The sequence below is a fragment of the Streptomyces sp. NPDC006516 genome, from assembly GCF_040611875.1.
Classification (GTDB): Bacteria; Actinomycetota; Actinomycetes; order Streptomycetales; family Streptomycetaceae; genus Streptomyces.
In genome coordinates this window covers 83,237-106,574 of the sequence record NZ_JBEXPD010000012.1, presented here as the reverse complement: position 1 = coordinate 106,574, position 23,338 = coordinate 83,237, and the positions used below count along the sequence as shown (strand labels likewise).

The following is a 23,338-nucleotide window of genomic DNA, read 5'->3' as shown; positions in this document are numbered from 1 at the left end:
CCCCATCGAGCCCGGACTACCGGGCCGAAGGGGAGGACAACCATGAAATACCGCACCATAGGCACCGACCCTGCCCACCGGCGTGAGGTGAGCGTGCTCGCGCTCGGCGCGATGCTGTTCGGTTCGCTCACCGATGAGAAGACCTCTTTCGCCCTTCTTGACCGCTACGCCGAAGCGGGCGGGAACTTCATCGACACATCCGACAACTACGCCTTCTGGACCGACGGGGGACAGGGCGGTCACAGCGAGAACGTCCTGGGACGGTGGCGGCGCAGCCGGGGCGTCGGTGACGAGATCGTCATCGCCACCAAGCTCGGCGCCCGTCCCCTGGCTCCCGGTACCGGCTTCATCGACAACCCGGAGGGTCTGTCGGCCAAGATGATCCGCGAAGCGGCCGAGGCCAGCCGGGAACGGCTGGGTGTCGACAAGCTGGACCTGCTGTACGCACATATCGACGACTATTCCGTACCGCAGCAGGAGACCGTTGAGGGATTCGGCGCCTTGGCCGCGGAGGGCACGGTCGGACTCCTCGGCGCCAGCAACCAGGCGATGTGGCGGGTCGAACGGGCCCGGGCGCTGGCCGCTGCGGCCGGGCTGCCCGGATACGAGGTGCTCCAGTACCAGCACAGTCACCTGCGCCCCCGGTTCGACGTGCCGAGCGACCTCTTCCCGGACGGCAGCCTCGGCCACGCCGGCCCCGAATTGTTCGGCTACCTGCGGGCTGAGCCCGCCCTGACCCTCGTCGCCTACTCTCCGCTGCTCGCCGGTGCGTACGTACGCGAGGACAAGCCGCTGCCGCCGGACTACGACCACCCGGGCACCCCGGCCCGGCTCGCCGAGCTGCGTTCCGTCGCCCGGGAGACTGGCGCAACCGTCAACCAGGTCGTCCTCTCCTGGCAGATCGGCGGCGAGCTGCCGGTCATCTCGCTGGCCGGGGCGTCGTCCCTGGCGCAACTGGAGGAGAACCTGGCCGCGGTGGACCTGGAGCTGACAGTTGATCAGCGAGCCCGGCTCGACGCCGTCCACTGACGGTCCACGCGGCAGATCGGAGGGCTTCGGCACCGAAGCCAGGACAGGTGACCGTTCCGTTGCCGAAGAGGTCTACCGGCAGCAGCTCCGCCCCGTGATCCAGGCCGGGCCGTGGTCATGCACGGCCTCTTCGAGGGCGATCACGAGCGGTAGTCACGCAGCAACGCCAGAGGGTCCGGTGCAACTTGCACACTGGGCCCTCTGGCCTGGTATTTCGGCTTTCGGAACGGCGGGATTCGAACCCGCGACTTCTTCGTCCCGAACGGAGATCGGGTCAACCCGCGGGAAGCCACATGGCTACCTGATGCGCAACTCGAATCGTGAATATCTCCTGACGAAGATCGCCCGGTGCGGGCAGTGCCACACCCGGCTGTACGACGAACCTGATCAGACGGACCTGGCAGCGACAGCTGCTCAACCCCGCCCTGTTTTCCGCCGACTTGGCTCGGATGCGCGTTCAGCAGCCGACGGAGCCGGATCTCGGGTGTCACGAATTGTTCCGCTCGCCCGCGGCTACAGGTTGGCGCTCCGGGCCTGGGGATTCCGTCCCACCCTGTACCTCGACGTGCCCGACGAGGTCTCGGCCCAAGCCGTCGCGCGGTTCCTCTCCGGCCGCGAGGGTTACGCCCATCTCCGTGTGCCGTTGGGTGGCGTATCCGCCCCGCAGGCCGCGCCAGGGCAGGCAGGTCGCTTGTCGACGCCCCACTCCGGAGAATCGATGCAGCGCGTCAGAATTGCCCGCTCACCCAGTGACATCCGGGGCGGCCGGGGATTATGGTGCGAACGAACAGAGTGACAACGTTGTCAGTTGAGCAGGACTCGAAGGGAAATACCCCATGCGGTTTGCTTTCAGACCGTTCCGTCCCCGTGCTTCCGGTATAGCAGCCGGTCTGATGGCCGCCGTACTCGTGAGTGGTGGAGTGGTCGGCATCGCCGAGCCCGCCGCCGCCGCGGGCGCGGAACCGATCGACCTGGTCAATCCGTTCGTCGGAACCCAGAACTTCGGCAACACCTTCCCCGGGGCGAGCGCGCCGTTCGGCATGGTCCAGGTCAGTCCGGACACCGGCGGCCAAGGCGGCTACGACTACAAGCAGGACTCGATCTACGGATTCAGCCAGACGCACCTGTCCGGCGTCGGCTGCGGCGTCATGGGCGAACTGCCCATCATGCCGACCACGGGTGCAGTCGACTCCGTGGACCCGAACGCCTACCGCTCCCCGTACAGCCACGACGACGAGCAGGCCAGTCCCGGCTACTACCGGGTGGGGCTGAAGAAGTACGACGTCGACGCGGAACTCACCGCCACCGAGCGCACCGGGTGGCAGCGCTACACCTTCCCCTCCACCGGTTCGGCCAACGTCCTGTTCAACACGGGCAGGGCCAACCAGTCCGTGCTGGACTCCGAGGTGCACGTCGTCGGCGACCGGACCATCGAAGGCCGGGTACACGCCGGGGGCTTCTGCGCCGGACACGACGAGCACACGGTGTTTTTCAGCGCCACCTTCGACCGGCCCTTCAAGGCCTACGGCACGTGGGACGGCGCAGACCCCGAGCCCGGTACCCGCGACGCGGAGGGAGGAGGCCAGAAGGGGGCCTGGGTGACCTTCGACGCGACCACCGACCGGGACGCCGTCCTGAAGGTGGGGCTGTCCTACACCGGTGTGGAGGGCGCCCGTAAGAACCTGGCCGCGGAGACCAAGGAGTCCTTCGACTTCGACGCCACGCGTGCGGCGTTGCAGGACACCTGGAAGAAGCAGCTGGATTCCATCCGGGTCGGCGGAGGCGCGGCGGACCGGCAGAAGGCCTTCTACACCGCCCTCTACCACAGCCAGTTGCACCCGAACCTCGCCGGTGACGTCGACGGCACGTACCAGGGGTTCGACAACAAGACGCACACGGCAAAGGACTACACGCCGTATCAGAACTTCTCGCTCTGGGACACCTACCGGCCGCAGAACCAGCTTCTGCAGATGCTGGCGCCGAAGGTCGCCCGGGACGTCGCGCTGTCGGTCGTCGCCGCCGGCCGGGACGGCGGCTGGCTGCCCCGCTGGGCGCTCGCCAACAGCGAGACCAACATCATGACCGGTGACCCGGTCACGCCCTTCCTCGTAGAGGCCTGGTCAAAGGGTCTGCTCGCCGGACACGAGGCAGAGACCTATGCGTTGCTGAAGAAGAACGCGACCAGCACCCCGCCCGCCGACTCGCCGTACAACGGACGCTCGGGATCGGACCACTACACCGAGCGCGGCTACATCCCGTCAGGTCTCGAACTCGGCAAGGACTGCGCGGACAAGGGCGGCGACAACGACTGCAAGCACCCGGCGTCGGCGACGATGGAGTACTCCGCCGCCGATGCGTCGCTCGCGCTGATGGCCGACCGGCTCGGACACAAGTCGGACGCCAAGATGTTCGCCGCGCGCGGCCAGTGGTACCGGAACCTGTGGGACTCCTCGATCCAGCAGTTCCGGCCGCGGACGGCCGACGGCACCTGGCTCACGCCCTACGACCCGGTCGAGGCGGCGCACCAGTTCCATGAGGGCGGCGCGTACCAGTACCAGTGGCTGGTACCGCAGGACCCGGCCGGCCTCGTCAGCCTGATGGGCGGCCGGACCGCCACCGAGAAGCGGCTCGACTCCTTCTTCGTCCACGACAAGCTGCTCACCGACCCGGCGGGCACCGCCCGGAACGACTGGATCTCGCAGCCGTACGACTACTACGGCAAGCCGACGTACAACCCCAACAACGAGCCTGACCTGCACGCCCCGTACATGTACAACTGGGTCGGCGCCCCGGCGAAGACCGCGACCGTGGTGCGTGCGGCGATGACGCTGTTCACCAACGGGCCGGACGGGATGACGGGCAACGACGACCTGGGCACCATGTCGGCCTGGTACGTCTTCTCCTCCCTCGGCCTCTACCCGACGATGAGCGGCGGCGACTTCCTGGCCGTGTCCAGCCCGCAGTTCGAATCGGCGACCGTCCGGATCGGCAGCTATCCCAAGGCGTCCGGCACCAAGGGCCAGGGCGGCACGCTGACGATCGAAGCACCCGGAGCGAGCGACACGAAGCGGTACGTGCAGAGCGTGGCCCTGAACGGCCGGGACGTACCCCAGACCTGGCTGAGCTGGAACAAGCTCGCGCACGGCGGAACCCTTGCCCACCGGCTCGGGACCTCCCCCTCCTCCTGGGGCACGGGCAAGGGCGCCCAGCCGCCTTCCGTCAACCAGGCATCCCCCGACAGCCGCAAGCACGTCGACGCGTCGCTGCGTCCCGCCTCGGCGGTCGTCCCCACGGGTGACGCCGCACAGACCGCGAAGTTCACGCTGGACGTCCTCGGGCAGGCTCCCGGCAAGCTGAACGTGTCGGTCACGGCGAAGGTGCCCAGCGGCTGGAAGGCCACGACGGCACAGCGTTCACCACTGGTGATCGATTCCGGTCACCTTCCGGTCCAGAAGAAGGTGTCGCTCGACATCACCGTGCCCCCGGGCGTCGTGGCCGGGTCCTACCCGGTGGAGGTGAAGGTCGCGGGCCGCGGGACGAACTCGGTCACCCGGAAGGCGACCGTCACGGTGGGAGCCGCCACGACCTGCGCGAGTGAGGCGAACGGGCAGTGCGCAGTGGACCTGCGCACGGAGCTCGGCCACGACGGCACGGCCACGGTGGCGAAATCCGACGAGGGCGACTTCGACGGGCATGGCTGGAGCTATGACGGCGACCTGCTGCCCCAGGCGGGGCCGGTCACCTGGGACGGGGTGACGTACGACGCGCCGGACCCCACCGGCACGGCGAACAACTTCCTCGAAGCAAGCGGGCAGGCCCTCCTGCTGCCCGCCGGACAGCACAGTGCGCTGCGGCTGGTCGGCTCGGCGCACAACGGTCCTGTGACCACCACACTGACCGTGCACTACACGGACGGCAGCAGCACGGAGGCACCGGTGACGTTCGGCGACTGGGCGGGCTCCGCGCCGAACGGCAGCACGGTCGTCCTCGACATGCCGCACCGCATCAAGCGGGGCAGCGGTGTCGACGGGCCGTCCATTCGGCTCTTCGGTACGGCCGCCGAGCTCGATGGGGGCAAGACGGTCCGTTCGGTCTCGCTGCCGGACGACTCCCGCGTCGAGATCTACGCTATGACGCTCGTTTAGAGAAGGACGGCGGACCGCCGAAACCCAGCGGTGCGCCGTTCCGGATCGGCGCACCCCTCTCATCAGGGCCCCGACGCGAAAGCGCCGGGGCCCTTCGCGTACTCACCCACCCCGGCATCCGGCCCACCGTCCGATGGGCGCCGACGCCTGCCCGAACGGGGCAGCCACGGCTGCCGTGCCGTCGGCATCTGCTTCGTCGGTCAGTGGGTCGCATCGGTGGGGTCTTTGGAGGGCCTGGGGGGCGCGCCCGGGCGCACCCAGGAGGGCGGTCGGTTTCGGTGTGGCTCAGCAGGCTCTGATTCGCGCCGGTACACACGGAGTCATACGCGTGCGTGCACGCGCCGCCCGGAGAACTCCGCACGCCCTACCGGTGCGCGCGGGCACTGGGAAGGATGAGCACACCGCACATGAACCAGGTGATCCGCAGTGCCCCGTCCTCCGGCCGGGAGGACTCGCGGCGGAAGGAGTTCACGGTGTTGCTTCTCATCTCCCCGGACGGCATCGAGGAAGCGCTCGCCTGCGCGAAAGCGGCGGAGCACCTCGACATCGTCGACGTCAAGAAGCCCGATGAGGGCTCTCTGGGCGCCAACTTCCCCTGGGTCATCCGGGAGATCCGCGACGCGGTACCTGCGGACAAACCGGTGTCCGCCACCGTGGGCGACGTGCCGTACAAGCCCGGCACCGTGGCGCAGGCTGCGCTCGGCGCGGCCGTCTCCGGCGCCACGTACATCAAGGTGGGCCTGTACGGATGCACGACTCCTGAGCAGGGCGTCGAGGTCATGAGGGCGGTCGTCCGGGCGGTGAAGGACCACCGCCCGGACGCGTTGGTCGTCGCCTCGGGCTACGCCGACGCCCATCGCGTCGGCTGCGTGAATCCGCTCGCCCTGCCCGACATCGCGGCCCGCGCCGGTGCCGACGCGGCCATGCTGGACACCGCGATCAAGGACGGGACGCGGTTGTTCGACCACGTTCCGCCGGACGTCTGCGCCGAGTTCGTCCGCCGCGCCCACGCGTCCGGTCTGCTCGCCGCCCTCGCGGGCAGCGTCAAGCAGGCCGACCTCGGTCCGCTGACCCGTATCGGCACGGACATCGTGGGCGTGCGGGGAGCGGTCTGCTCGGGCGGTGACCGCAATGCCGGAAGGATCCAGCCACAGTTGGTCGCCGCCTTCCGGGCGGAGATGGACCGGCAGGCCCGGGAGCATGCCGCCGACGTCCCGGCCCTGAACTGACCACCGGGATGCCGACACCGGAAGCCGGCCGCCCCCCCGGACACCGCGCCCCAGGCCTCCCTGTCATCGACCCGGCCTCCGGGGAGACCTTCGACGAGACCCCCGACCAGCAGCCGCACGAACTGGACGACGCGGTCGACCGGGCCCGGCGCGCCTGGACCGGATGGCGTGCCGACCCGGGCGCCCGCACCACCGCTCTGAACGCCGCCGCCGACGCCGTGGAGGCTGCCGGAGACGGCCTCGCTCCGTTGCTCACCCGGGAGCAGGGAAAGCCCCTGGCCGAGTCGTACGCCGAGGTCGCCCGCACGGCGGCCCGGTTGCGGTACTTCGCCGATCTGGCTCCCCGCACCCGCCGGATCGACGACGGCCGCCCCGTGCACAGCGAGATCCGCTGGCGCCCACTCGGCCCCGTTGCCGCGATCGTACCGTGGAACTTCCCGCTCCAGCTCGCGTCGGCGAAGTTCGCGCCCGCACTCGCGGCCGGCAACACCGTGATCCTCAAACCCTCCCCCTACACGCCGCTTGCCACCCGACTGCTCGGTGCCGTCCTCGCCACAGCCCTGCCCGAGGACGTCCTGACCGTCATCACCGGCCGGGAACCCCTCGGCGCGCGCCTCGTCTCCCACCCGGGTATCCGCCACGTCACCTTCACCGGCTCCGCGCCGACCGGGCGGGCCGTCGCCGCAGCTGCGGCGACCTCCCTCGCCCGCGTCACCCTGGAACTGGGCGGCAACGACGCGGCCGTCCTCCTGGACGACGTCGACGTGGACCGGATCGCGGACCGGCTGTTCTGGGCCGCCTTCCGTAACTGCGGGCAGGTCTGTATGGCGGTCAAACGCGTCTACGCACCGGCCCGGCTCCACGCCGAGGTCGTCGAGGCCCTCGCACACCGCGCGAAGACGGTCGTCGTCGGGCCAGGCCTGGACTCGGCCACCCGGCTCGGGCCGGTCAACAACGCTCCCCAGCTGGCCCGGGTCGAGCAGGTCACGCGGCGGGCGCTGGCGGCGGGCGCCCGGGCGGCGGCCGGCGGTCACCGGCTCGACGGACCGGGCTACTTCTTCGCTCCCACGATCCTCACGGACGTCCCTCCCGAGGACCCGGTGGTGACTGGAGAACAGTTCGGACCGGTCCTGCCGGTGCTGCCGTACCGAGACCTCGACGAAGCCGTCGAAGCGGCCAACGGCACCGGCTTCGGGCTGGGCGGCTCCGTGTGGGGCACCGATCTCGACCGGGCGACGGTGACCGCCGAGCGGCTCGAATGCGGCACGGCCTGGATCAACCACCACGCCGAACTCTCCCTTGCCCAGCCCTTCGCAGGCATCAAGGACAGCGGGGTCGGCGTCGCGGGTGGACCGTGGGGCCTCTACGGCAACCTCCGTCCGTTCGTCGTGCACCGGCCGAGGGAGGAAGGGCGATGAGGTTCCGAGCGGCCGTGCTGCGCTCCTACGAGACCCCGTTCGCGGTCGAGGAGGTCGTCCTGAGCACCGGCCCGGCCGCCGGTGAGATCCTCGTCGAGATCGCGGGATGCGGAATGTGCCGGACCGACCTCGCGGTCCGGCGATCAGCCGGCCGCACCCCGCTGCCGGCGGTCCTCGGCCACGAGGGGGCCGGAGTCGTGGTGGCGTCGGGCGATGGCCCGGACAGTGGGATCGGCGTCGGTGACCACGTGGTGCTGAGCTTCGATTCCTGTGGAGACTGCCGTAACTGCCGTGGCGCGGCCCCGTCCTACTGTGACTCCTTCGCCTCACTCAACCTCTTCGGGGGACGCGAGGAGGTTGCGTCAAGGCTCACCGACGCCGTCGGGGGAGCGCTGGCCTTTCGGTGGTTCGGCCAGTCCTCCTTCGCCGAATACGCCCTCGTCCCGGCGCGCAACGCCGTCCGGGTCGATCCCGCCCTGCCGCTCGAACTGCTCGGTCCGCTCGGCTGCGGCGCCCTCACAGGTGCCGGAGCCGTGCTGAACACCTTCCGTGCCGGCCCCGGTGACACCCTCGTCGTACTCGGCGCGGGAGCGGTGGGCCTGGCCGCGGTCATGGCGGCCACCGCCGCCGGCGTACGGACCGTGGCCGTCGACCGGCATCCGGGGCGCCTGGACCTGGCCGAACGGTTTGGTGCGGTCCCGCTGCCCGCCGTGACCGCCGGACTGGCCGAGCGCATCCGTCGGCACACCGACGGCGGCGCGCAGTACGCCCTGGACACCACGGCCTCCGCCCCGCTGATCAACGACGCGCTCCGCGCGCTGCGCCCCACCGGCACCCTCGGTCTCGTGGCACGCCTCCACACCGCACTGCCGCTCGAACCGGGCACGCTCGAGGGGGGCCGCGGTATCCGGCACATCTGCGAGGGGGACGCCGTACCCGAATTGCTGATACCCCGGCTGATCGGTCTGTGGCAGGCCGGCCGCTTCCCCTTCGACCAACTGATCCGCACCTATCCCTTGGCCGACATCGACGAGGCCGAACGCGACTGTGACGCCGGACGCGTGATCAAGCCCGTCCTGCTGCCGGAAAGAAGAGACCGATGAGTGAAACCTCCACAGCCGGAGACCCTCGCCATCCCACCAGCGGCCGTTTCGAGTTCCTGGCTTCCGCCGAAGGGGACACGACCACCACGGCGACGCGGCGGACCGGCGCGGAAGGCGTGGACGCAGGCGTGGGACTGACCGCCCTCCTGGTCGCCGCCGCACGGGCGATCGAGACCCACCGCCACGACAGCCTGGCCCAGGACGTCTACGCGGAGCACTTCGTCCGTGCCGCCCCCGCCTGTGCGGACTGGCCGGTGACCATCCAGCAGGTCCCGGAGGGGGACGACAACCCGTTGTGGGGAAGGTTCGCCCGCTACTTCGGTCTGCGGACCGCAGTCCTCGACGACTTCCTCCACCGGTCGGTCGGTACGGGCGTTCGCCAAGTGGTCCTGCTGGGGGCGGGATTGGACACCCGCGCCTTCCGGCTGGACCTGCCGTCCGACTGCGTCGTCTTCGAGATCGACAGGGCCGGCGTGCTGGCCTTCAAGGAACAGGTGCTTTCGGACCTGTCGGCCGCCCCGAAGGCGAAGCGGATCCCGGTACCGGTCGACCTGCGCGCCGACTGGGTCACCGCCCTGACCTCTGTCGGCTTCGATCCGGCCGCTCCAAGCGTCTGGCTGGCCGAAGGACTGCTCTTCTACCTACCGGCCCCCGCCGAGACGTATCTCATCGACACGGTGGACCGGCTCACCACCGGGGGCAGCGCCCTGGCCTTCGAGGCCAAGCTGGAGAAGGACCTGCTCGCGTACCGCGACAGCCCGATCTACACGGCGACGCGAGAGCAGATCGGCATCGATCTGCTCGACCTCTTCGACAGGGGACCGCGCCCCGACTCCGCGGGCGACCTGGCGGCCAAGGGCTGGTCCACCTCGGTGCACACGCCCTTCGACTTCACCCGGCAGTGGGGACGTGGTCCCCTTCCCGAGCCGAACGACGCGCTGGAGGGGAACCGGTGGGTCTTCGCGCACAAGTCCCGATCCTGACGTCCGCTCACGAAGACGTCAGCACGGGCCCGGCACCGCCTTGACCTCACCGGGGCCGATGCCCGCGCCCGTGGGGGCGATCCGGGGTCCCGCCGGCGGCGTCCCCGCGCCGTGTCAGACGGCCCGGACGGCCACCAGCTGGTCAGCCGGAATTCCCCCCAGGTCCGGCGCGTAGTAGTCCTCGATGCCCCTGGCCCACGTGGTCACGGTGATGCGGTCCTCTGCGTCCGGGCCGAAGGCGTCGAAAAGCGCATGGATGTTCGCCTCCGCGAAGCCGATCGCCATCATCAGCGACAGGAAGAGCGGGCGCTCGATCAGGCCGTCACCGTCGGGATCGCCGAGTACGGCGAGCGCCTCGGCGAACTCGGTGATCGTGGGACCGAAGCGCTCGGGGTCGAGCACGAACGGACGGAACTCGTCGATGGAGATCACACCATCGCCGTTGGCGTCCAGCTCTGTGGCCAGTGTGGTCCAGTAGCGGCGGAACGCGGCCCGGATGGCCTCCCTGGCGCCGTCGTCCGATGCGACCGCCACCTCCAGCACACGTTCCGTCATGAGGTCGAAGTCCTCGGAGTCGAGGACCCCGTTGCCGTTGGCGTCGAAGAGGGAGAAGACCAGCTCGGCCCTCTCGGTGGCCTCAGTTCGCATGTCCATCACTTCTCTCCTACGGTCCCTCGATCCCGGACCTGGCTCGATGAGTGCTCCTATGTAACCGCGCAGGGGGAGAAACGGGACGATGAGGAGACCTCAGCTACCAGAACGAGTGAGTGGGCCGACAACCAGTTCGTACGCGCAGGACGCCGTGGTGCCGGCGCGCGGGCCGGCCAAGGGCGGCTTTCCCGCGCGTCGCCGGCCCGGTGCGTGCGCAGCGACCGCCCCGCCGGTGAGTGCGGCTGTCCTCACGTGACAGCGAGAGGCGTCTCCGACCTCTCGGGAGCGCGCCGGGTTCAGGCCCGGCCGGTCGGGCCGGGCCTCGGGCCGGCGGGTCCGCCCGCCACCGTGAGCAGGTCCACGACGAAGATCAGCGTCGAGCCCGGCGGGATCAGCGACGAGGGCGACTGCTTTCCGTAACCGAGGCGCGGGGGAACGATGATCTCGCGCCGGCCGCCGGCCTTCATCCCCCTGACCCCCCGGTCCCAGCCCTTGATGACCTTGCCGCCACCCACGGCGAACTTGTACGGCCGGTCCCGCTCCCAGGAGGAGTCGAACTCCCGCCCGGACGCGAACGTGACCCCCACGTAGTGGACCTGGACGACCCTGCCCGGCAGCGCCTCGGGCCCGTCCCCGACCACGAGGTCACGGACCGTCAGCTCGGTGGGCGCGTCCCCCTCCGGAACCTCGATTGCGGGCTTCCTCGGTTCGCTCATCACGGTCCCCTCACTCGCCACCGGAATCCCGCAGGGGCAGGCCGGACACATGGACATTCCATGCGGCAGTCGATCACGCTACCCGCATTGCCCCTACGCCGATCCGGCTGCGGACGATGCGCGTCATTGACAGGGGCATGACTTTTCCCTAGTTTCCTCAGCGGCTGCGGTGTCGCACCGGACCCCCGCCCCCCGGGAGGATGCACATGGCCGCATCGTTCGTCACTCATCGTGCACTCGACGGAGGCACGTACCACCTGGGGGGTGGCATCGACCTCCAGGCCCCGTGCACGTCGGCCGTCGAGGTGGTGGCCGGTGGCAGGCTGGTCGAATTCACCGCCGGGCAGGCCTCTCTGGGGGACGACGTCGCCGCCTCCCTGGGTATCGGGTCACCCGAATCCGAGCTCACCTTCCAGAAGGGCGCTCTGCGCATCTTCCGGTCGGTGGAGCGCGAGCCGCGGTCCGGGCTCGTGGAGCGGCCGGCGCTCGTCGTGTGGCGTGGCGAGCGGCACTCACTCGTGACCCGGCTGTACGGCCTGGACGTGGCCGCGGTGCTCGGGCTGCTCCGGTCGGTCCGTATCGCGGAGAGCGAGCACGGGCTCACCCTGCAACCGGATCCCTCGGCCGGAAGTGCCTTCGCGCGGCCCGCGACGGTGATCAAGGAGGTCCCCGGCCTCGGGCTGCTGGAGCTGTCCCGGCGCACGAAGGAACACACCGCCCAGCTCCCACCCTGGAAGGGAGTGGCGGTCGCGTCCGGAGAGCTGTTCCGCGACACGCTCTCCGACGGCAGCCCGTTCTTCGTGCTCTCCTCCACCGAGGTCTGGGCCACGCTGGTGCCACTCGCGTCGACTCCTGTCGAGCGGGTGCCCGAACTCGTGGGGCGGATCACCCTGCGGTGCGCCGGGTGATCCGCCGGTGATCGGCTTCTACGGGGGGCTGACAGCCTCCGTCGTCATCCTGACCCTGCTCCTGGGCGCGGGCTCCCATGCCGCCAGTCCGGCTGCCCTCGGTGATGCGCTGTGGGCGCACGGCGTACTGGGCCCCCGGCTCCGCCGGTCGGCGGCCGTCGTGGTGCCGGTCGCCGAGGGTGCCCTGGGGGTGATCGGCGCGACGGCGCTCCTGACGGGCCACCAGGGAGTACTTCAGGCCGTACTCGCCGCCGGGGCCGCGCTCTTCGGGCTCTACGCCGGCTACACGCGGCACGTCCTCGCCCTGGGTCACGGGGGACCGTGCGGCTGTTCCGGTCAGGATCTGCCCCTGAGCCGCTGGGTGACCTGGAGGGCGGTGGCCCTCGCGGTGCTGGCGACGGCGGGCGCCGCCGTCGTCGGGGCAGGACCCGTACAACCTCACTCCACGGTGGAGCTGGTCACGCTGATGCTCGCCGCTTCCGCCTGCACCGCGCTGCTGTGGTCCCTGCCCGCTGCCATGCATGAGGCGACCCCAGCACCCGCCGCCCACCCGCCGGCCAGGGCGTCTGCCCACGATCCAGCCCATACCGTCCACCGGACCGCCGAAGGAGTGCCGACGCGATGGACTTCACCACCAGCGCTGTGATTGCCTCGTGGGCCGCGATCGCGCTGCTCGCGCTGGTCGTCTCGGGGCTGATCAGGCAGGTGCACCAGTTGTCACGGACACCACCGCACCGCCCTGGGCGAGTGGGCCTCGGGCCCGGCGCGCACGCTCCCGGCCTCCACGCGTCCCGGCGCGATCCGGCAGGACTCGACGACCTCCTGACACCGGGCCGCGCCGCGCTGCTGCTCTTCCTCGACGCGGACTGCCGCACCTGCGGCCAGGTGCTCGCCGAGGCCGGCGCCTGGACGACCCGTCAGGGCGACGCGGCCACCCCGCAGGTGCTCGGGCTCTACGCGGACGCCGGGCCGGACGCCGATGCGGATGCCGGGCCGAGTGCCGATGCGGGCGCCGGGCCGAGGGCGGACGAGGGCGCCGTCCCGGTCAGGGACCACCGTCCGGAGCTGTTCGCGGCCTATGACATCCCCGCCACCCCCTACGCGGTGGTCATCGATCCGGAAGGCCGGGTCGTGCGCGCCGAGCCGCTCGGTTCCCCCACCGCGCTGCTGCGGCTGCTCGACGACATCGCACCCGCAACGCCGAGGAGCCGTCCATGATCCCGCTCGACGACGTGCCCATGCTGCGCCGCTCAGGTACCGGTGGCCGCCGATCACGGACCGGGCGCGGGGCGCTCTCCTCCTTCGCGCCGTCCAGGCGCACCGTGCTGCAGTCGGCGACCGCCTTGGGCTTCGCCGCGCTGGGGGTCTTCTCCGCCGCCAGGGAGGCGTACGCCGACGGATACGACATCTGGACCGGCGCGTGCCCGAGTTACGCCGAGGACCACAACTGCTCCCCGGGCTGCGGGCCCAGCACCGTCTACGCCGACGCGTGCGTGACATCGGGGACGAACACCGGCTTCCACCGGACCGACGGAGTCACCTGGACCCTGCGTCCCAACCAGTGCTACGCCGGTACCTACGACGGCTGGCTGTGGCGATACAGCGCGGCCTGCGGCAGCTGCGGCTGCGGCATCGAGCGGCGCTGCCACGACGGCTACCGCAACACGGGCTCCGGCTGGGTGAAGTCCATCTGCCGGTGGACCACCGGCTGCGACTGCCCGGGCGCGGTCAGCTGGCCGACCGTCGGGCAGGGCGCCACGGGCCCCGACGTCCACACCGTCCAGCATCTGCTCACCCACCACGGTCATCCGACGGACGTCGACGGCATCTTCGGGCCGGACACCGAGGCTCAGGTCGAGGCTTTCCAGTCGGCCAACGGACTCGGCACCACGGGCAGCGTCAGCGCGGCCACCTGGCCCGTCCTGGTCGTCACCGTGCGCCAAGGAGGCGTGAACGACGCCGTGCGGGGCGCGCAGCGGCAGCTCAACAAGCACGGCTACGCGCTGACCGTCGACGGTAACTGCGGCTCGCTCACACGGCAGGCCGTCATCGCGTTCCAGTCCCTGCACGGCCTCGCCGCCGACGGCGTGGTCGGCCCGAACACCTGGCTGACACTGACCGGGACGGTCTAGGTGGGCGGGTCCGTCCGCCCCGCGGACCGGCCGAGCGGCGCCCGTGCGGTACGGGCGCTGCTCACCGATCCCGTTCTGCCCGTGGCGGCGCTGGGGGTCGCGGTGATCGCGGCCGTCCTCCATGCGCCGGTGCTGACCTGGGCGATCACCGGTGGTCTGGCCGGCTACTCGCTCTCCGGATCCGTTTGAACGCGTAACAGCGCATTCGCGCTGGCCTCGCCAGGTTGGCGGGCAACGTACAGACAGACGCTGGTCCTCGGTGTGTTCACCTGCGGTCTGCTTGCCGGCGGGGTGCTGACGGCCGGGGTGCTGTGGCTCCTGTCCGGTCTCTTCACGCCGCTCCCGGCCGGCGTGAGGCAAGGGCTGATCGTCGCCGTCGCGCTGCTCGCCGTGCTGCGTGACGCGGGAACGCTCTCGCTGAGGCTGCCGCAGAACGCCCGGCAGATACCGCAGGACGTCCTGCGCCGTCATCTGGTGCGCGGCGCCCTGCAGTTCGGCTTCGAGCTCGGTACGGGCGTGCGCACCTACGTCTCGGCGAGCGCGCCGTACGCGATGGCGGTGGCGGTGCTGCTGTCCGGGGGCTCCCCCGCACCCGCCCTGGCCGCCGGGCTCGGCTTCGGGGCGGGCCGGGCGCTCACCCCTGCGCTGCGCAGGCTCTCCGGGAACGGGGAGCGCTGGGACGACCTGCTCGCGGGCCGGCTGCGCGGCGTGACCCTGGTGTGTTCCGTGCTGATCGCCGGTGCCGCCTGCGGGGTCCGGTAGCGGCGTCCCCGCCTCTCCGGGCGAACCTCCGGCACCGAATCACAGCTGGTGAGTCAACGCCCTCTGGCCATAAGGGAGTTGTGCCGGAGGTCTGGTCCTGTGGCAGATGGTGCCGGTGTGGACACGCAGAGGAAGGGCGCGTCAAACTCGCCTCAGCCCTCTAGCGGGGATTCGGGAAGGACTCACAACGGAGGCGCCATGTTGAGGCGTACGATCCAACTCGCTCTGTCATTTGTCATGATCATGGCTACCGCCGTGGGGGGAGTGCTGGCCACGGCCGCCCCGGCCCAGGCCGACGAGTGCTACACCTGGGGCCGCACCCTGTCCGAGGGCATGTCCGGCGCAGACGTGACGCAGTTGCAGATCCGGGTGGCCGGGCATGTCGACCAGGGGGAGATCCTCTCTGTCGACGGCAACTTCGGTCCGCGGACCAAGGCCGCGGTCACCAAGTTCCAGCAGGCGTACGGTCTCGGAGCGGACGGCATCGCGGGTTCCCAGACGTTCACCAAGATCTACGCACTGCAGGACCCGGACTGCACGCCCGTCCACTTCACCTACGCCGAGCTGAACAACTGCAACTCCGACTGGTCCGGTGGTGCGGTCAGCGCCGCAACGGCCAAGTCCAACGGTCTGCGCACGATGTGGAAGCTGGAGGCCTTGCGGCACGCGATGGGCGATGTGCCGATCGTCGTGTCCAGCGGATTCCGCTCGACGGCCTGCAACAACGCGGCGGGCGGTGCCTCGAACAGCCGGCACCTGTACGGCGACGCCGCTGACCTGGTCGGCAGCCCGTCGTTCTGCGCGCTCGCCCAGCGGGCTCGCTCGCACGGCTTCGGCGGCATCTTCGGCCCCGGCTACCCCGACCACAACGACCACACCCACGTCGACGGGCGCACCAGCCGCTCCTGGTCCGCGCCCAACTGCGGCATCTGACCGGCGAGCCTCACGCACCCGCACAGCAGCCCGCGCTCCCGGGCCGGCCTCCGGCCCGGAGCGCGGGCCCGCACAGTCCTTGGCCGAGCAGGTTCCGGCAACGGGCCGCGCAGCGCGTGGCGAACCGGCCGGACCTGCCGCGCCGCTCCCGCACCTCCCCTCACTTCCGAGCAGGAGTGAAACCGATGTCGTCCTGGATCCCCTGGCGCGCCCGCGCCGGAACGGCCCTGCTGGCAGTGCTCGCCGGTATCGGCGCGTTCGCCGCGCCCGTCCCCGCCCTGGCAGAGTCCGCGCCCGAGAGCCCGCAGAGCGTCACCTACCACGGCTACCGCATCGAGGTGCCCGCCGAATGGCAGGTGGTCGATCTGGCCGAGAACCCGCGTGCCTGCCTCCGGTTCGACAGACCCGCCGTCTACCTGGGCGAGCCCGCCGAGCAGAACGACTGCCCCTCCCGAGTCGTCGGCCGTTCGGCGGGCATCGTCGTGCAGCCCATCACCGCCCGCTCCGCCGGCCAGGCGACGGCGGCGACCGCGCGGACCCAGCGAGGCACAGCCATCGCCCCGTCCGCCGCGTCCAGCAACGACACCATCCAGATCGCGGTCGAGGACGCCGGCGTCCTCGTGACCGCTGCCCACACACCCGACACCGAGGTCCTCGTACGCGGCGTACTCGCCTCCGCCGAGCTCACCGAGGGCGCCGAGCGCACCGCGCTGCCCCGCGCTGCCCAGCGGTCCGACGCCACCCCCCTGGCCGCGGCCGGACCGCAACCCGGCAGCTACCAGGGCAAGGGCTTCGACGCCTGCACCGCGCCCTCGCAGGCCGCGATGAACGCCTGGCAGGCCGGCTCGCCGTACAGCGCGGTCGGTGTCTACATCAGCGGATCCTTCCGCGGCTGCGCCCAGCCGAATCTGACGGCGAGCTGGGTGACCAGCCAGACCGGCAACGGATGGCGCCTGTTTCCCATCGACGTCGGCCGCCAGGCGCCGTGCACCAGCTACTCGCTGAAGATGTCCACCGACCCGGCCACGGCGAAGTCCCAGGGCGTCACCGCGGCCGCCGGTGCCATCACCGCCGCGTCGAACCTCGGCATCCCGGCGGGCAGCGCCATCTACAGCGACATCGAGGCGTACACCTCCACGGCCTCCTGCAAGGCGGCCGTGCTGTCGTACCTGTCCGGCTGGACCGAACGGCTGCACAGCAGCGGCTACCTGTCGGGCTTCTACTCCAGTGCCGCCTCGGGCATCAAGGACGCTGCCGCCGAGTACGACAACGGCGCCTACACACGGGTCGACCACCTCTTCTACGCGTGGTGGAACGGCGCCGCCGACACCAACACCGGTACCTATGTGCCGTCCTCCTACTGGTCCGACCACCAGCGGATCCACCAGTACGCGGGCGAGGTCACCGAGTCCTACGGCGGTTACTCGATCAATATCGACCGCGACTACCTGGACGTCGGCAACGGCTCCACGCCCACGCCCACCTGCACCGGGGCGAACCTCGACTTCACCGAGTACACCGCCGTCCGGAGCGGCTCGACGGGAGACCGGGTCAAGGCCGCCCAGTGCCTGCTCAAGGCCGCCGGCTTCGACCCGGGCACCCCGGACGGGGTCTTCGGGCCCGATACGACCGCCGCCGCCCGGAACTTCCAGTCCAGCAAGGGGCTCACGGCGGACGGGGTGGTCGGCGCGAAGACCTGGACGGCCCTGTTGTCCCGCGGATCCACCCCGACCGTCCAGAGCGGCTCGACGGGCGAGGCAGTCACCCGGTTGCAGCGCGCCCTGACCGCCGCGCTCGGCCGGACGGTGTCCATCGACGGCATCTTCGGTTCGGGCACCGCCCAGGCCGCACGCGACTACCAGTCCTCACGCGGGCTGGGTGCCGACGGCATCGTCGGCCCCGCCACCTGGGGCGCACTCCAGTCCGGAAAGTGAGCAGGGGAATGAAGAGGAAGACGAGGCAGAAGCCGTGAGACGATTCGCACGCGTCATCACGCTGTTCACCGCTCTGGCGGGCCTGCTCCTGGGACTGGGCGTCCCCGCGCACGCCTTCCCGCAGGCGGCGTTCCCGCTGACCAGTAACGGCAACCGGGGCTCCGACGTCGTCGCGCTGCAGCACCTGCTGGCCGCGCACGGCCGCTCCGTGTCGGTGGACGGCGTCTTCGGCTCGAGCACACAGAGCGCCGTGGTGGGCTTCCAGCAGTCCAGGGGCCTGAGCGCGGACGGCATCGTCGGCCCCGCCACCTGGGGCGCGCTCGTGGTCACCGTCCGACAGGGCGACAACGGGCCGGCCGTGACGGCCCTCCAGTCGCTGCTCAACGCCAAGCGGGGCGCCGGACTCTCGGCCGACGGGGCCTTCGGGCCCGCCACCGGCACCGCCGTCCGCACCTTCCAGTCCCACGCGGGGATCGGCGCGGACGGCGTCGTCGGGCCGACGACCTGGCAGAACCTGCTGTGGCACTACGAGAACATCAATTTCGGCGGCAGCACGATGTGCGCACAGAGTCCCGACGGCAATGCGGGCGCCCACTGGGCGACAGCCGGTGCCGTGGCCCAGCTGGAGGCCGCCGCCGCCACCTTCGCCGCCACAGGGAACGGCAGACTGCCCGTCGGCGACGCGGGCTTCGAGCACGGTGGCGACATACCCGGCCACGGCAGCCACGAAGTCGGGATGGACATCGACGTATGGCCGGCCCGCACCGACTCGGCCCAGTGCACCGCGGGACGTATCACCTGGCAGTCGAGCACCTACGACCGCGCGGCCACCCGCAGGCTCGTACAGGAGATCCGGGCGAAGGCCCCCGGCCATGTCCAGCTGATCTTCTTCAACGACCCGCAGCTGATCTCGGAGGGGCTGACCACGAGCTACGCCAACCACGACAACCACCTGCACATCCGCTACCGGTAACGAGCCGGCCGCGGGACCCGGGCCCCGCCCGCGGACCCGCGGCGTCCTCAGCGCTCAGCGGATCACGAGCGTGGTTCCGGCCACGGCGGGAACCAGCTCCCCGATGACCGGATGCCCGGGCAGCTCTCCGGCGACCAGCAGGCCGCCGGAGGTCTGCGCGTCCGCGAGCAGGTGCAGCCGGTCCTCACTCGTCCGTCCCGCGTCGAGGTGCGGGCGCACCCATTCGAGATTGCGCCGGGTGCCGCCGCTGACGTACCCGGCCCGCAGGGACTCCCAGACGCCGTCGAGCACGGGGACGGCGGCGGCGTCCACCACGGCCGTGACACCGCTGGCCCTCGCCAGCTTGTGCAGATGGCCCAGCAGCCCGAATCCGGTCACATCGGTGGCGCACACCGCCCCGGCCTCCAGGGCAGCCGCAGCGGCCTTGTCGTTGAGCGCGGCCATGCTGGCGACGGCGTGCGCGAAGACCTCGCCGGTCCGCTTGTGGCGGTTGTTGAGTACCCCGACGCCCAGCGGTTTGGTCAGGGTCAGCGGCACGCCCGGCCGGCCGGTGTCGTTGCGCAGCAGCCGGTCCGGATCCACCAGACCCGTCACGGCCATTCCGTAGAGCGGTTCCGGGCTGTCGATGCTGTGGCCGCCGCCGACGAAGCAGCCGGCTTCGCGGGCCACTTCGAGCGCGCCCGCCAGGACCTCCCGGGCCAGCTCAGCGGGCAGGACGTCACGGGGCCAGCCCAGCAGATTGAGCCCGACGACAGGCCGGCCGCCCATCGCGTAGACGTCGGACAGGGCGTTGGCCGCGGCGATCCGTCCCCAGTCGCGGGCGTCGTCGACGACGGGTGTGAAGAAGTCGGCAGTCGACACCAGTGCCGTGCCGTCACCGGTGAGCACCACCGCGGCATCGTCGCCGTCACCCGGTCCGACCAGCAGCCGGTCCTCGTCGCTGCCATCGGCCTGTCCGGGGATCCGCTGCGGCAGCAGTCCCGCGACCATCGCCTCCAGTTCCCCCGGCGGGATCTTGCAGGCGCAGCCGCCGCCGTGTGCGAACCGGGTCAGCCGCAGGGGCGCGGCCGGCCCATCGGTGGCGCCAACTGTCGTCATACGGCGATGATTTCACCTCTTGCCCCGGCAGTGTGCGGGGACCACAATCTTGCTCCGGAGGCGTTGGGCGGGCTGGTGCCCCTCCCGATCTTCAAAATCGGTGTGGTCCGGAATCCGGACCAGGCGGGTTCGATTCCCGTCCGCCTCCGCTGACTTCGATCGGGGTGGCGCGGGTGACGGACCTGACGGGCGAGCCGCCCGCAGACCTCCGGAGGAAGGTGCCGAGCACCACGGTGCTCCTCGGCGACCCCCGGCTGAGCGAGGCATCCGCGAGGCTGGGCAGGGCCGTCGTCAAGGCAGCGGTCGGCGCCGCTCAGCAACTCGTACGCGACGGACGGATCGGCCCGGGCGACGCGGTGCGGGCCGCTCTTGACGCGCTGCCCGCACACGCGGCGGGACTGAGCCCCGTGCACAACGCGACCGGCGTGGTGCTGCACACCAATCTGGGACGGGCGCCGCTTTCGCAGCCGGCGCTCGAGGCGATGGCGGCGGCCGGCGGATACACGGACGTCGAGCTCGATCTCTCGACCGGCAGACGGGCGCCGCGCGGCCGCAGTGCCATGGCGGCCCTGCGTGCGGCGGTGCCGGCCGCAGAAGCTGTGCACGTGGTCAACAACGGAGCCGCCGCCCTGGCCCTGGCGGCCGTCACACTGGCCCAGGGGCGCGACATCCTGCTCAGCCGGGGCGAGTTCGTGGAGATCGGCGACGGCTTCCGGATACCCGAGCTGCTGGTCTCCTGCGGCGCCCGGATACGGGAGGTCGGCACCACCAACCGGACCCGGCTCGGCGACTACGCGGACGCGGCGGGCCCGGACACCGCCTTCATCCTCAAGGTCCACCCCTCGAACTTCACGGTGAGCGGCTTCACCGGGGGAGTGGAGGCCGAGGAGCTGGCGTCCCTGGGCCTGCCCGTCGTCGTCGACATCGGCTCCGGCCTCCTCGCGCCCGATCCGGTGCTGCCGGACGAGCCCGACGCGGCTACGGCTCTGCGCGCCGGAGCCACCCTCGTCACCGCCAGCGGCGACAAGCTGCTCGGCGGGCCGCAGGCGGGGCTGGTCCTCGGCAGCGCCGCCGTCGTGGAACGGATGCGCCGCCACCCGTTGGCCCGCGCCCTGCGCGTGGACAAGTTCACCCTGGCCGCGCTGGAAGCGACCCTGCGCGGTCCCGAGCCACCCGTGCACACGGCCGTGCACATGCCGCTGCCGCGGCTGCGCATCCGTACCCTGCGGCTGGCCGAGGACGTCGCGAGCCGAGGGCTCGACGCGCGCGTCGTACCTCATGAGGCGGTGGTCGGAGGAGGCGGTGCGCCCGGGACCGCTCTGCCGTCCTGCGCGCTCAGCCTCCCCGCAGACCTGGCAGAACCGCTGCGCAGCGGTGAACCCGCCGTCCTCGGACGGCTGCTGCGCGGACGGCTGCTGCTGGACCTCCGGTGCGTGCCGGAGGCGTGCGACAGCGACATCCTCCAAGCGGTGCTGCGCGCGGCCGGGCGGTGATCATGCGGGTCATCGCGACGGCGGGGCACGTCGACCACGGAAAGAGCACGCTGATCCAGGCCCTGACCGGCACCCACCCCGACCGGCTGGCGGAGGAGCGCCGCCGTGGGCTGACCATCGACCTCGGCTTCGCGTGGACGGACCTGCCCTCGGGCGAACGATTGGCGTTCGTCGACGTACCGGGGCACGAGAGGTTCGTGCCCACCATGCTGGCGGGTGTGGGGCCGGTGCCCGCCGTGCTGTTCGTCGTCGCCGCCGACGAGGGCTGGAAGGCCCAGTCCGCCGAGCACCTGGCCGCCGTGGACGCCCTGGGCGTACGGCACGGACTGCTCGTCGTCACCCGCTGCGACCTGGCCGACCCGGGCCCCGCCACCGCGCAGGCCCTCGCCCGGATCGGGTCCAGCAGCCTAGCCGGTGTCGAGGCCGTGGCGGTCAGCGCCCGCACCGGCGAGGGACTCGCCGAACTGCGCGCCGCCCTCGGCCGGCTCGCCGAGCGGCTGCCGGACGGTGACGCCGACTCCCCGGTACGGCTGTGGATCGACCGGGCCTTCACCGTGCGCGGCAGTGGACTGGTGGTGACCGGCACCCTCGGGGCGGGGCGGATCCACAGGGGCGACGTCCTGGTGACCGCCCGCTCCGGCCGGTCCGTGCGCGTCAGGGCGCTGCACGCACTGGGCGAGGAGACCGGCCTGGTACGGGCCACCGCCCGGGTCGCCGTCAACCTCCGCGGCCTCGACAAGGAGTCGACGGGCCGTGGTGACGCCCTTCTCACGCCCGAGAGCTTCCTCCCCTGTCTGCGCTGCGACGTACGTGTGCACGGCGGAGCCCCTGCGGCGGAACTGCCCCGCACCGCTGTCGCCCACATCGGCTCGGCGGCCGTGCCCGTCCGTGTGAGGGCACTCGGCCAGGGGACCGCCCGGCTGACCCTCCCGGCACCGCTGCCGCTGCGCATCGGCGACCGCGCGGTGCTGCGCGATCCGGGCCTGCGCCGGGTGCTCGCCGGTCTGACGGTGCTCGACCCCCAGCCACCCGAACTGCGGCGCCGGGGCGCCGCGGTACGGCGGGCAGCCGAGCTGAGCCCCGCCGACGGCACCCCGTGCGAGACATCCGAGCTGGGGCGCCGACTGCTGGTCCGACGCGGGGAGCTGACGGCGATGGGGGTGGCCGTCCACACCGCACCGGTGGCGGGTGACTGGCTCGCCGACCCCGCCCACTGGGCCGCCCTGCGTGCCCGGCTGGCCGAGCTGGTGGCGGCGTACCTCCGTGAGCGGCCCACGGAGGACGGCGTACCGGTGGAGGCCGCCCGGCACCGGCTGGGACTGCCGGCCGTCTCTCTCGTGGAGGCACTGGTCACGCCACCCCTGCGGCTGAGCCACGGGCGTGTGACCGCCGGATCCGGGGAACCGCCGGCCCCTGTGACGGCCGCGGTGCGCCGGCTCACCGCCGAACTCGACGGGCGGCCTTTCGCCGCGCCCCCCGCCCGGAGACTCGCGGAACTCGGCCTCGGCCGCCGTGAACTCGCCGCGGCGGCCCGCCACGGGGCGATACTGCGGCTCGCGGAGCACGTGGTGCTGCTGCCGGACGCTCCCCGCCTGGCCGCCGACCGGCTGAGCGAACTCGACCGGCCGTTCACCGTGGGGGAGGCGAGCCGCGCCCTGGACACCACCCGACGCGTCACCGTCCCCCTGCTGGAGCACTGCGACGGCCAGGGCATCACCCAGGTGCTTCCCGACAAGCGCCGCCGGTGCGCGCCGTCGGCCACCGCAGCGGGCTGACCTCCGTCTCGCGACCGCGGCGCTCGACCGGGCGGCAGGCGACGGGCGGGTGCCTC

Annotated in this window: 20 protein-coding genes and 1 tRNA gene; 18 read left to right on the top strand and 3 right to left on the bottom strand. The window is 71.5% G+C overall.

Features of this window, described 5'->3' with window-relative positions:
• Positions 1 to 42: 42 nt before the first annotated feature.
• The 6 genes from ABZY45_RS27310 (at position 43) to ABZY45_RS27285 (ending at position 9,907) form a co-directional block, all read left to right on the top strand.
• Positions 43 to 1,029, top strand: a complete 987-nt coding sequence (locus ABZY45_RS27310) for an aldo/keto reductase (protein ID WP_356743940.1) — start codon at positions 43 to 45, stop codon at positions 1,027 to 1,029.
• Positions 1,030 to 1,922: 893 nt separating this feature from the next.
• The gene (locus ABZY45_RS27305) at positions 1,923 to 5,174 is read left to right on the top strand and encodes a GH92 family glycosyl hydrolase (protein ID WP_356743938.1); all 3,252 of its coding nucleotides are present in this window, start codon (positions 1,923 to 1,925) and stop codon (positions 5,172 to 5,174) included.
• A gap of 473 nt (positions 5,175 to 5,647) precedes the next feature.
• On the top strand, positions 5,648 to 6,403 hold the full coding sequence (locus ABZY45_RS27300; protein WP_356743936.1) for a (5-formylfuran-3-yl)methyl phosphate synthase: 756 nt from the start codon (positions 5,648 to 5,650) through the stop codon (positions 6,401 to 6,403).
• 8 nt (positions 6,404 to 6,411) lie between these two features.
• Positions 6,412 to 7,821, top strand: coding sequence for an aldehyde dehydrogenase family protein (locus tag ABZY45_RS27295; protein ID WP_356743934.1), 1,410 nt, complete (start codon positions 6,412 to 6,414; stop codon positions 7,819 to 7,821).
• On the top strand, positions 7,818 to 8,924 hold the full coding sequence (locus ABZY45_RS27290; protein WP_356743932.1) for an NAD(P)-dependent alcohol dehydrogenase: 1,107 nt from the start codon (positions 7,818 to 7,820) through the stop codon (positions 8,922 to 8,924). Before ABZY45_RS27295 ends, ABZY45_RS27290 begins: the two co-directional genes overlap by 4 nt.
• Positions 8,921 to 9,907 carry a class I SAM-dependent methyltransferase gene (locus ABZY45_RS27285; protein ID WP_356743930.1) on the top strand — a complete coding sequence of 329 codons (987 nt, stop codon included), beginning with the start codon at positions 8,921 to 8,923 and terminating at the stop codon, positions 9,905 to 9,907. The genes ABZY45_RS27290 and ABZY45_RS27285 overlap by 4 nt, the downstream gene beginning before the upstream one ends.
• Before the next feature lie 114 nt (positions 9,908 to 10,021).
• On the opposite strand, the gene ABZY45_RS27280 is transcribed toward ABZY45_RS27285, so the two are convergent.
• Complete coding sequence (locus ABZY45_RS27280; RefSeq protein ID WP_356744181.1) at positions 10,022 to 10,555, bottom strand: EF-hand domain-containing protein; 534 nt, start codon at positions 10,553 to 10,555, stop codon at positions 10,022 to 10,024.
• Between the two features lie 299 nt (positions 10,556 to 10,854).
• Positions 10,855 to 11,274: an FKBP-type peptidyl-prolyl cis-trans isomerase gene (locus ABZY45_RS27275; RefSeq protein ID WP_356743929.1), complete on the bottom strand. Its 420-nt coding sequence runs from the start codon at positions 11,272 to 11,274 to the stop codon at positions 10,855 to 10,857.
• A 206-nt stretch (positions 11,275 to 11,480) separates the two neighbouring features.
• On the opposite strand from ABZY45_RS27275, the gene ABZY45_RS27270 reads away from it, so the two are divergent.
• The 9 genes from ABZY45_RS27270 to ABZY45_RS27230 all read left to right on the top strand — a co-directional run bounded on the left by ABZY45_RS27270 (position 11,481) and on the right by ABZY45_RS27230 (position 18,916).
• Positions 11,481 to 12,182: a hypothetical protein gene (locus ABZY45_RS27270; protein ID WP_356743927.1), complete on the top strand. Its 702-nt coding sequence runs from the start codon at positions 11,481 to 11,483 to the stop codon at positions 12,180 to 12,182.
• Positions 12,183 to 12,189: 7 nt separating this feature from the next.
• Positions 12,190 to 12,828 (top strand): MauE/DoxX family redox-associated membrane protein, encoded by a 639-nt coding sequence (locus tag ABZY45_RS27265; RefSeq protein WP_356743925.1) that lies wholly within the window; start codon positions 12,190 to 12,192, stop codon positions 12,826 to 12,828.
• Entirely contained in the window at positions 12,804 to 13,400 is a 597-nt protein-coding gene (locus ABZY45_RS27260) for a hypothetical protein (protein ID WP_356743924.1), read from the top strand. The genes ABZY45_RS27265 and ABZY45_RS27260 overlap by 25 nt, the downstream gene beginning before the upstream one ends.
• The gene (locus ABZY45_RS27255; protein ID WP_356743923.1) at positions 13,397 to 14,314 is read left to right on the top strand and encodes a peptidoglycan-binding protein; all 918 of its coding nucleotides are present in this window, start codon (positions 13,397 to 13,399) and stop codon (positions 14,312 to 14,314) included. The genes ABZY45_RS27260 and ABZY45_RS27255 overlap by 4 nt, the downstream gene beginning before the upstream one ends.
• Entirely contained in the window at positions 14,315 to 14,503 is a 189-nt protein-coding gene (locus tag ABZY45_RS27250; RefSeq protein WP_356743921.1) for a hypothetical protein, read from the top strand.
• A gap of 72 nt (positions 14,504 to 14,575) precedes the next feature.
• Positions 14,576 to 15,076 carry a hypothetical protein gene (locus ABZY45_RS27245; RefSeq protein WP_356743919.1) on the top strand — a complete coding sequence of 167 codons (501 nt, stop codon included), beginning with the start codon at positions 14,576 to 14,578 and terminating at the stop codon, positions 15,074 to 15,076.
• Positions 15,077 to 15,274: 198 nt separating this feature from the next.
• Positions 15,275 to 16,009, top strand: coding sequence for a D-Ala-D-Ala carboxypeptidase family metallohydrolase (locus ABZY45_RS27240; RefSeq protein WP_356743917.1), 735 nt, complete (start codon positions 15,275 to 15,277; stop codon positions 16,007 to 16,009).
• A 185-nt stretch (positions 16,010 to 16,194) separates the two neighbouring features.
• Entirely contained in the window at positions 16,195 to 17,943 is a 1,749-nt protein-coding gene (locus ABZY45_RS27235; RefSeq protein ID WP_356743916.1) for a glycoside hydrolase domain-containing protein, read from the top strand.
• Between the two features lie 34 nt (positions 17,944 to 17,977).
• Entirely contained in the window at positions 17,978 to 18,916 is a 939-nt protein-coding gene (locus tag ABZY45_RS27230; protein ID WP_356743914.1) for a penicillin-insensitive murein endopeptidase, read from the top strand.
• A 54-nt stretch (positions 18,917 to 18,970) separates the two neighbouring features.
• Here the strand turns inward: ABZY45_RS27230 and selD are convergent, their stop codons facing one another.
• Positions 18,971 to 20,014 carry a selenide, water dikinase SelD gene (selD, locus tag ABZY45_RS27225; protein WP_356743912.1) on the bottom strand — a complete coding sequence of 348 codons (1,044 nt, stop codon included), beginning with the start codon at positions 20,012 to 20,014 and terminating at the stop codon, positions 18,971 to 18,973.
• Between the two features lie 56 nt (positions 20,015 to 20,070).
• On the opposite strand from selD, the gene ABZY45_RS27220 reads away from it, so the two are divergent.
• The 3 genes from ABZY45_RS27220 (at position 20,071) to selB (ending at position 23,282) form a co-directional block, all read left to right on the top strand.
• Positions 20,071 to 20,164, top strand: a tRNA-Sec gene (locus tag ABZY45_RS27220).
• 32 nt (positions 20,165 to 20,196) lie between these two features.
• Complete coding sequence (gene selA, locus ABZY45_RS27215; RefSeq protein ID WP_356744179.1) at positions 20,197 to 21,507, top strand: L-seryl-tRNA(Sec) selenium transferase; 1,311 nt, start codon at positions 20,197 to 20,199, stop codon at positions 21,505 to 21,507.
• 2 nt (positions 21,508 to 21,509) lie between these two features.
• Positions 21,510 to 23,282, top strand: coding sequence for a selenocysteine-specific translation elongation factor (gene selB / locus ABZY45_RS27210; protein WP_356743910.1), 1,773 nt, complete (start codon positions 21,510 to 21,512; stop codon positions 23,280 to 23,282).
• The last annotated feature ends 56 nt before the right edge of the window (positions 23,283 to 23,338 follow it).

Excerpts from the sequence above, each read along its gene's own strand:
- ABZY45_RS27295 (WP_356743934.1), top strand. The coding sequence starts at position 6,412 with ATGCCGACACCGGAAGCCGGCCGCCCCCCCGGACACCGCGCCCCAGGC.
- selD (WP_356743912.1), bottom strand. The coding sequence starts at position 20,014 with ATGACGACAGTTGGCGCCACCGATGGGCCGGCCGCGCCCCTGCGGCTG.
- ABZY45_RS27275 (WP_356743929.1), bottom strand. The coding sequence starts at position 11,274 with ATGAGCGAACCGAGGAAGCCCGCAATCGAGGTTCCGGAGGGGGACGCG.
- ABZY45_RS27240 (WP_356743917.1), top strand. The coding sequence starts at position 15,275 with ATGTTGAGGCGTACGATCCAACTCGCTCTGTCATTTGTCATGATCATG.
- selB (WP_356743910.1), top strand. The coding sequence starts at position 21,510 with ATGCGGGTCATCGCGACGGCGGGGCACGTCGACCACGGAAAGAGCACG.
- ABZY45_RS27255 (WP_356743923.1), top strand. The coding sequence starts at position 13,397 with ATGATCCCGCTCGACGACGTGCCCATGCTGCGCCGCTCAGGTACCGGT.
- ABZY45_RS27305 (WP_356743938.1), top strand. The coding sequence starts at position 1,923 with ATGGCCGCCGTACTCGTGAGTGGTGGAGTGGTCGGCATCGCCGAGCCC.
- ABZY45_RS27260 (WP_356743924.1), top strand. The coding sequence starts at position 12,804 with ATGGACTTCACCACCAGCGCTGTGATTGCCTCGTGGGCCGCGATCGCG.
- ABZY45_RS27270 (WP_356743927.1), top strand. The coding sequence starts at position 11,481 with ATGGCCGCATCGTTCGTCACTCATCGTGCACTCGACGGAGGCACGTAC.
- ABZY45_RS27285 (WP_356743930.1), top strand. The coding sequence starts at position 8,921 with ATGAGTGAAACCTCCACAGCCGGAGACCCTCGCCATCCCACCAGCGGC.
- ABZY45_RS27235 (WP_356743916.1), top strand. The coding sequence starts at position 16,195 with ATGTCGTCCTGGATCCCCTGGCGCGCCCGCGCCGGAACGGCCCTGCTG.
- ABZY45_RS27280 (WP_356744181.1), bottom strand. The coding sequence starts at position 10,555 with ATGCGAACTGAGGCCACCGAGAGGGCCGAGCTGGTCTTCTCCCTCTTC.
- ABZY45_RS27290 (WP_356743932.1), top strand. The coding sequence starts at position 7,818 with ATGAGGTTCCGAGCGGCCGTGCTGCGCTCCTACGAGACCCCGTTCGCG.
- ABZY45_RS27310 (WP_356743940.1), top strand. The coding sequence starts at position 43 with ATGAAATACCGCACCATAGGCACCGACCCTGCCCACCGGCGTGAGGTG.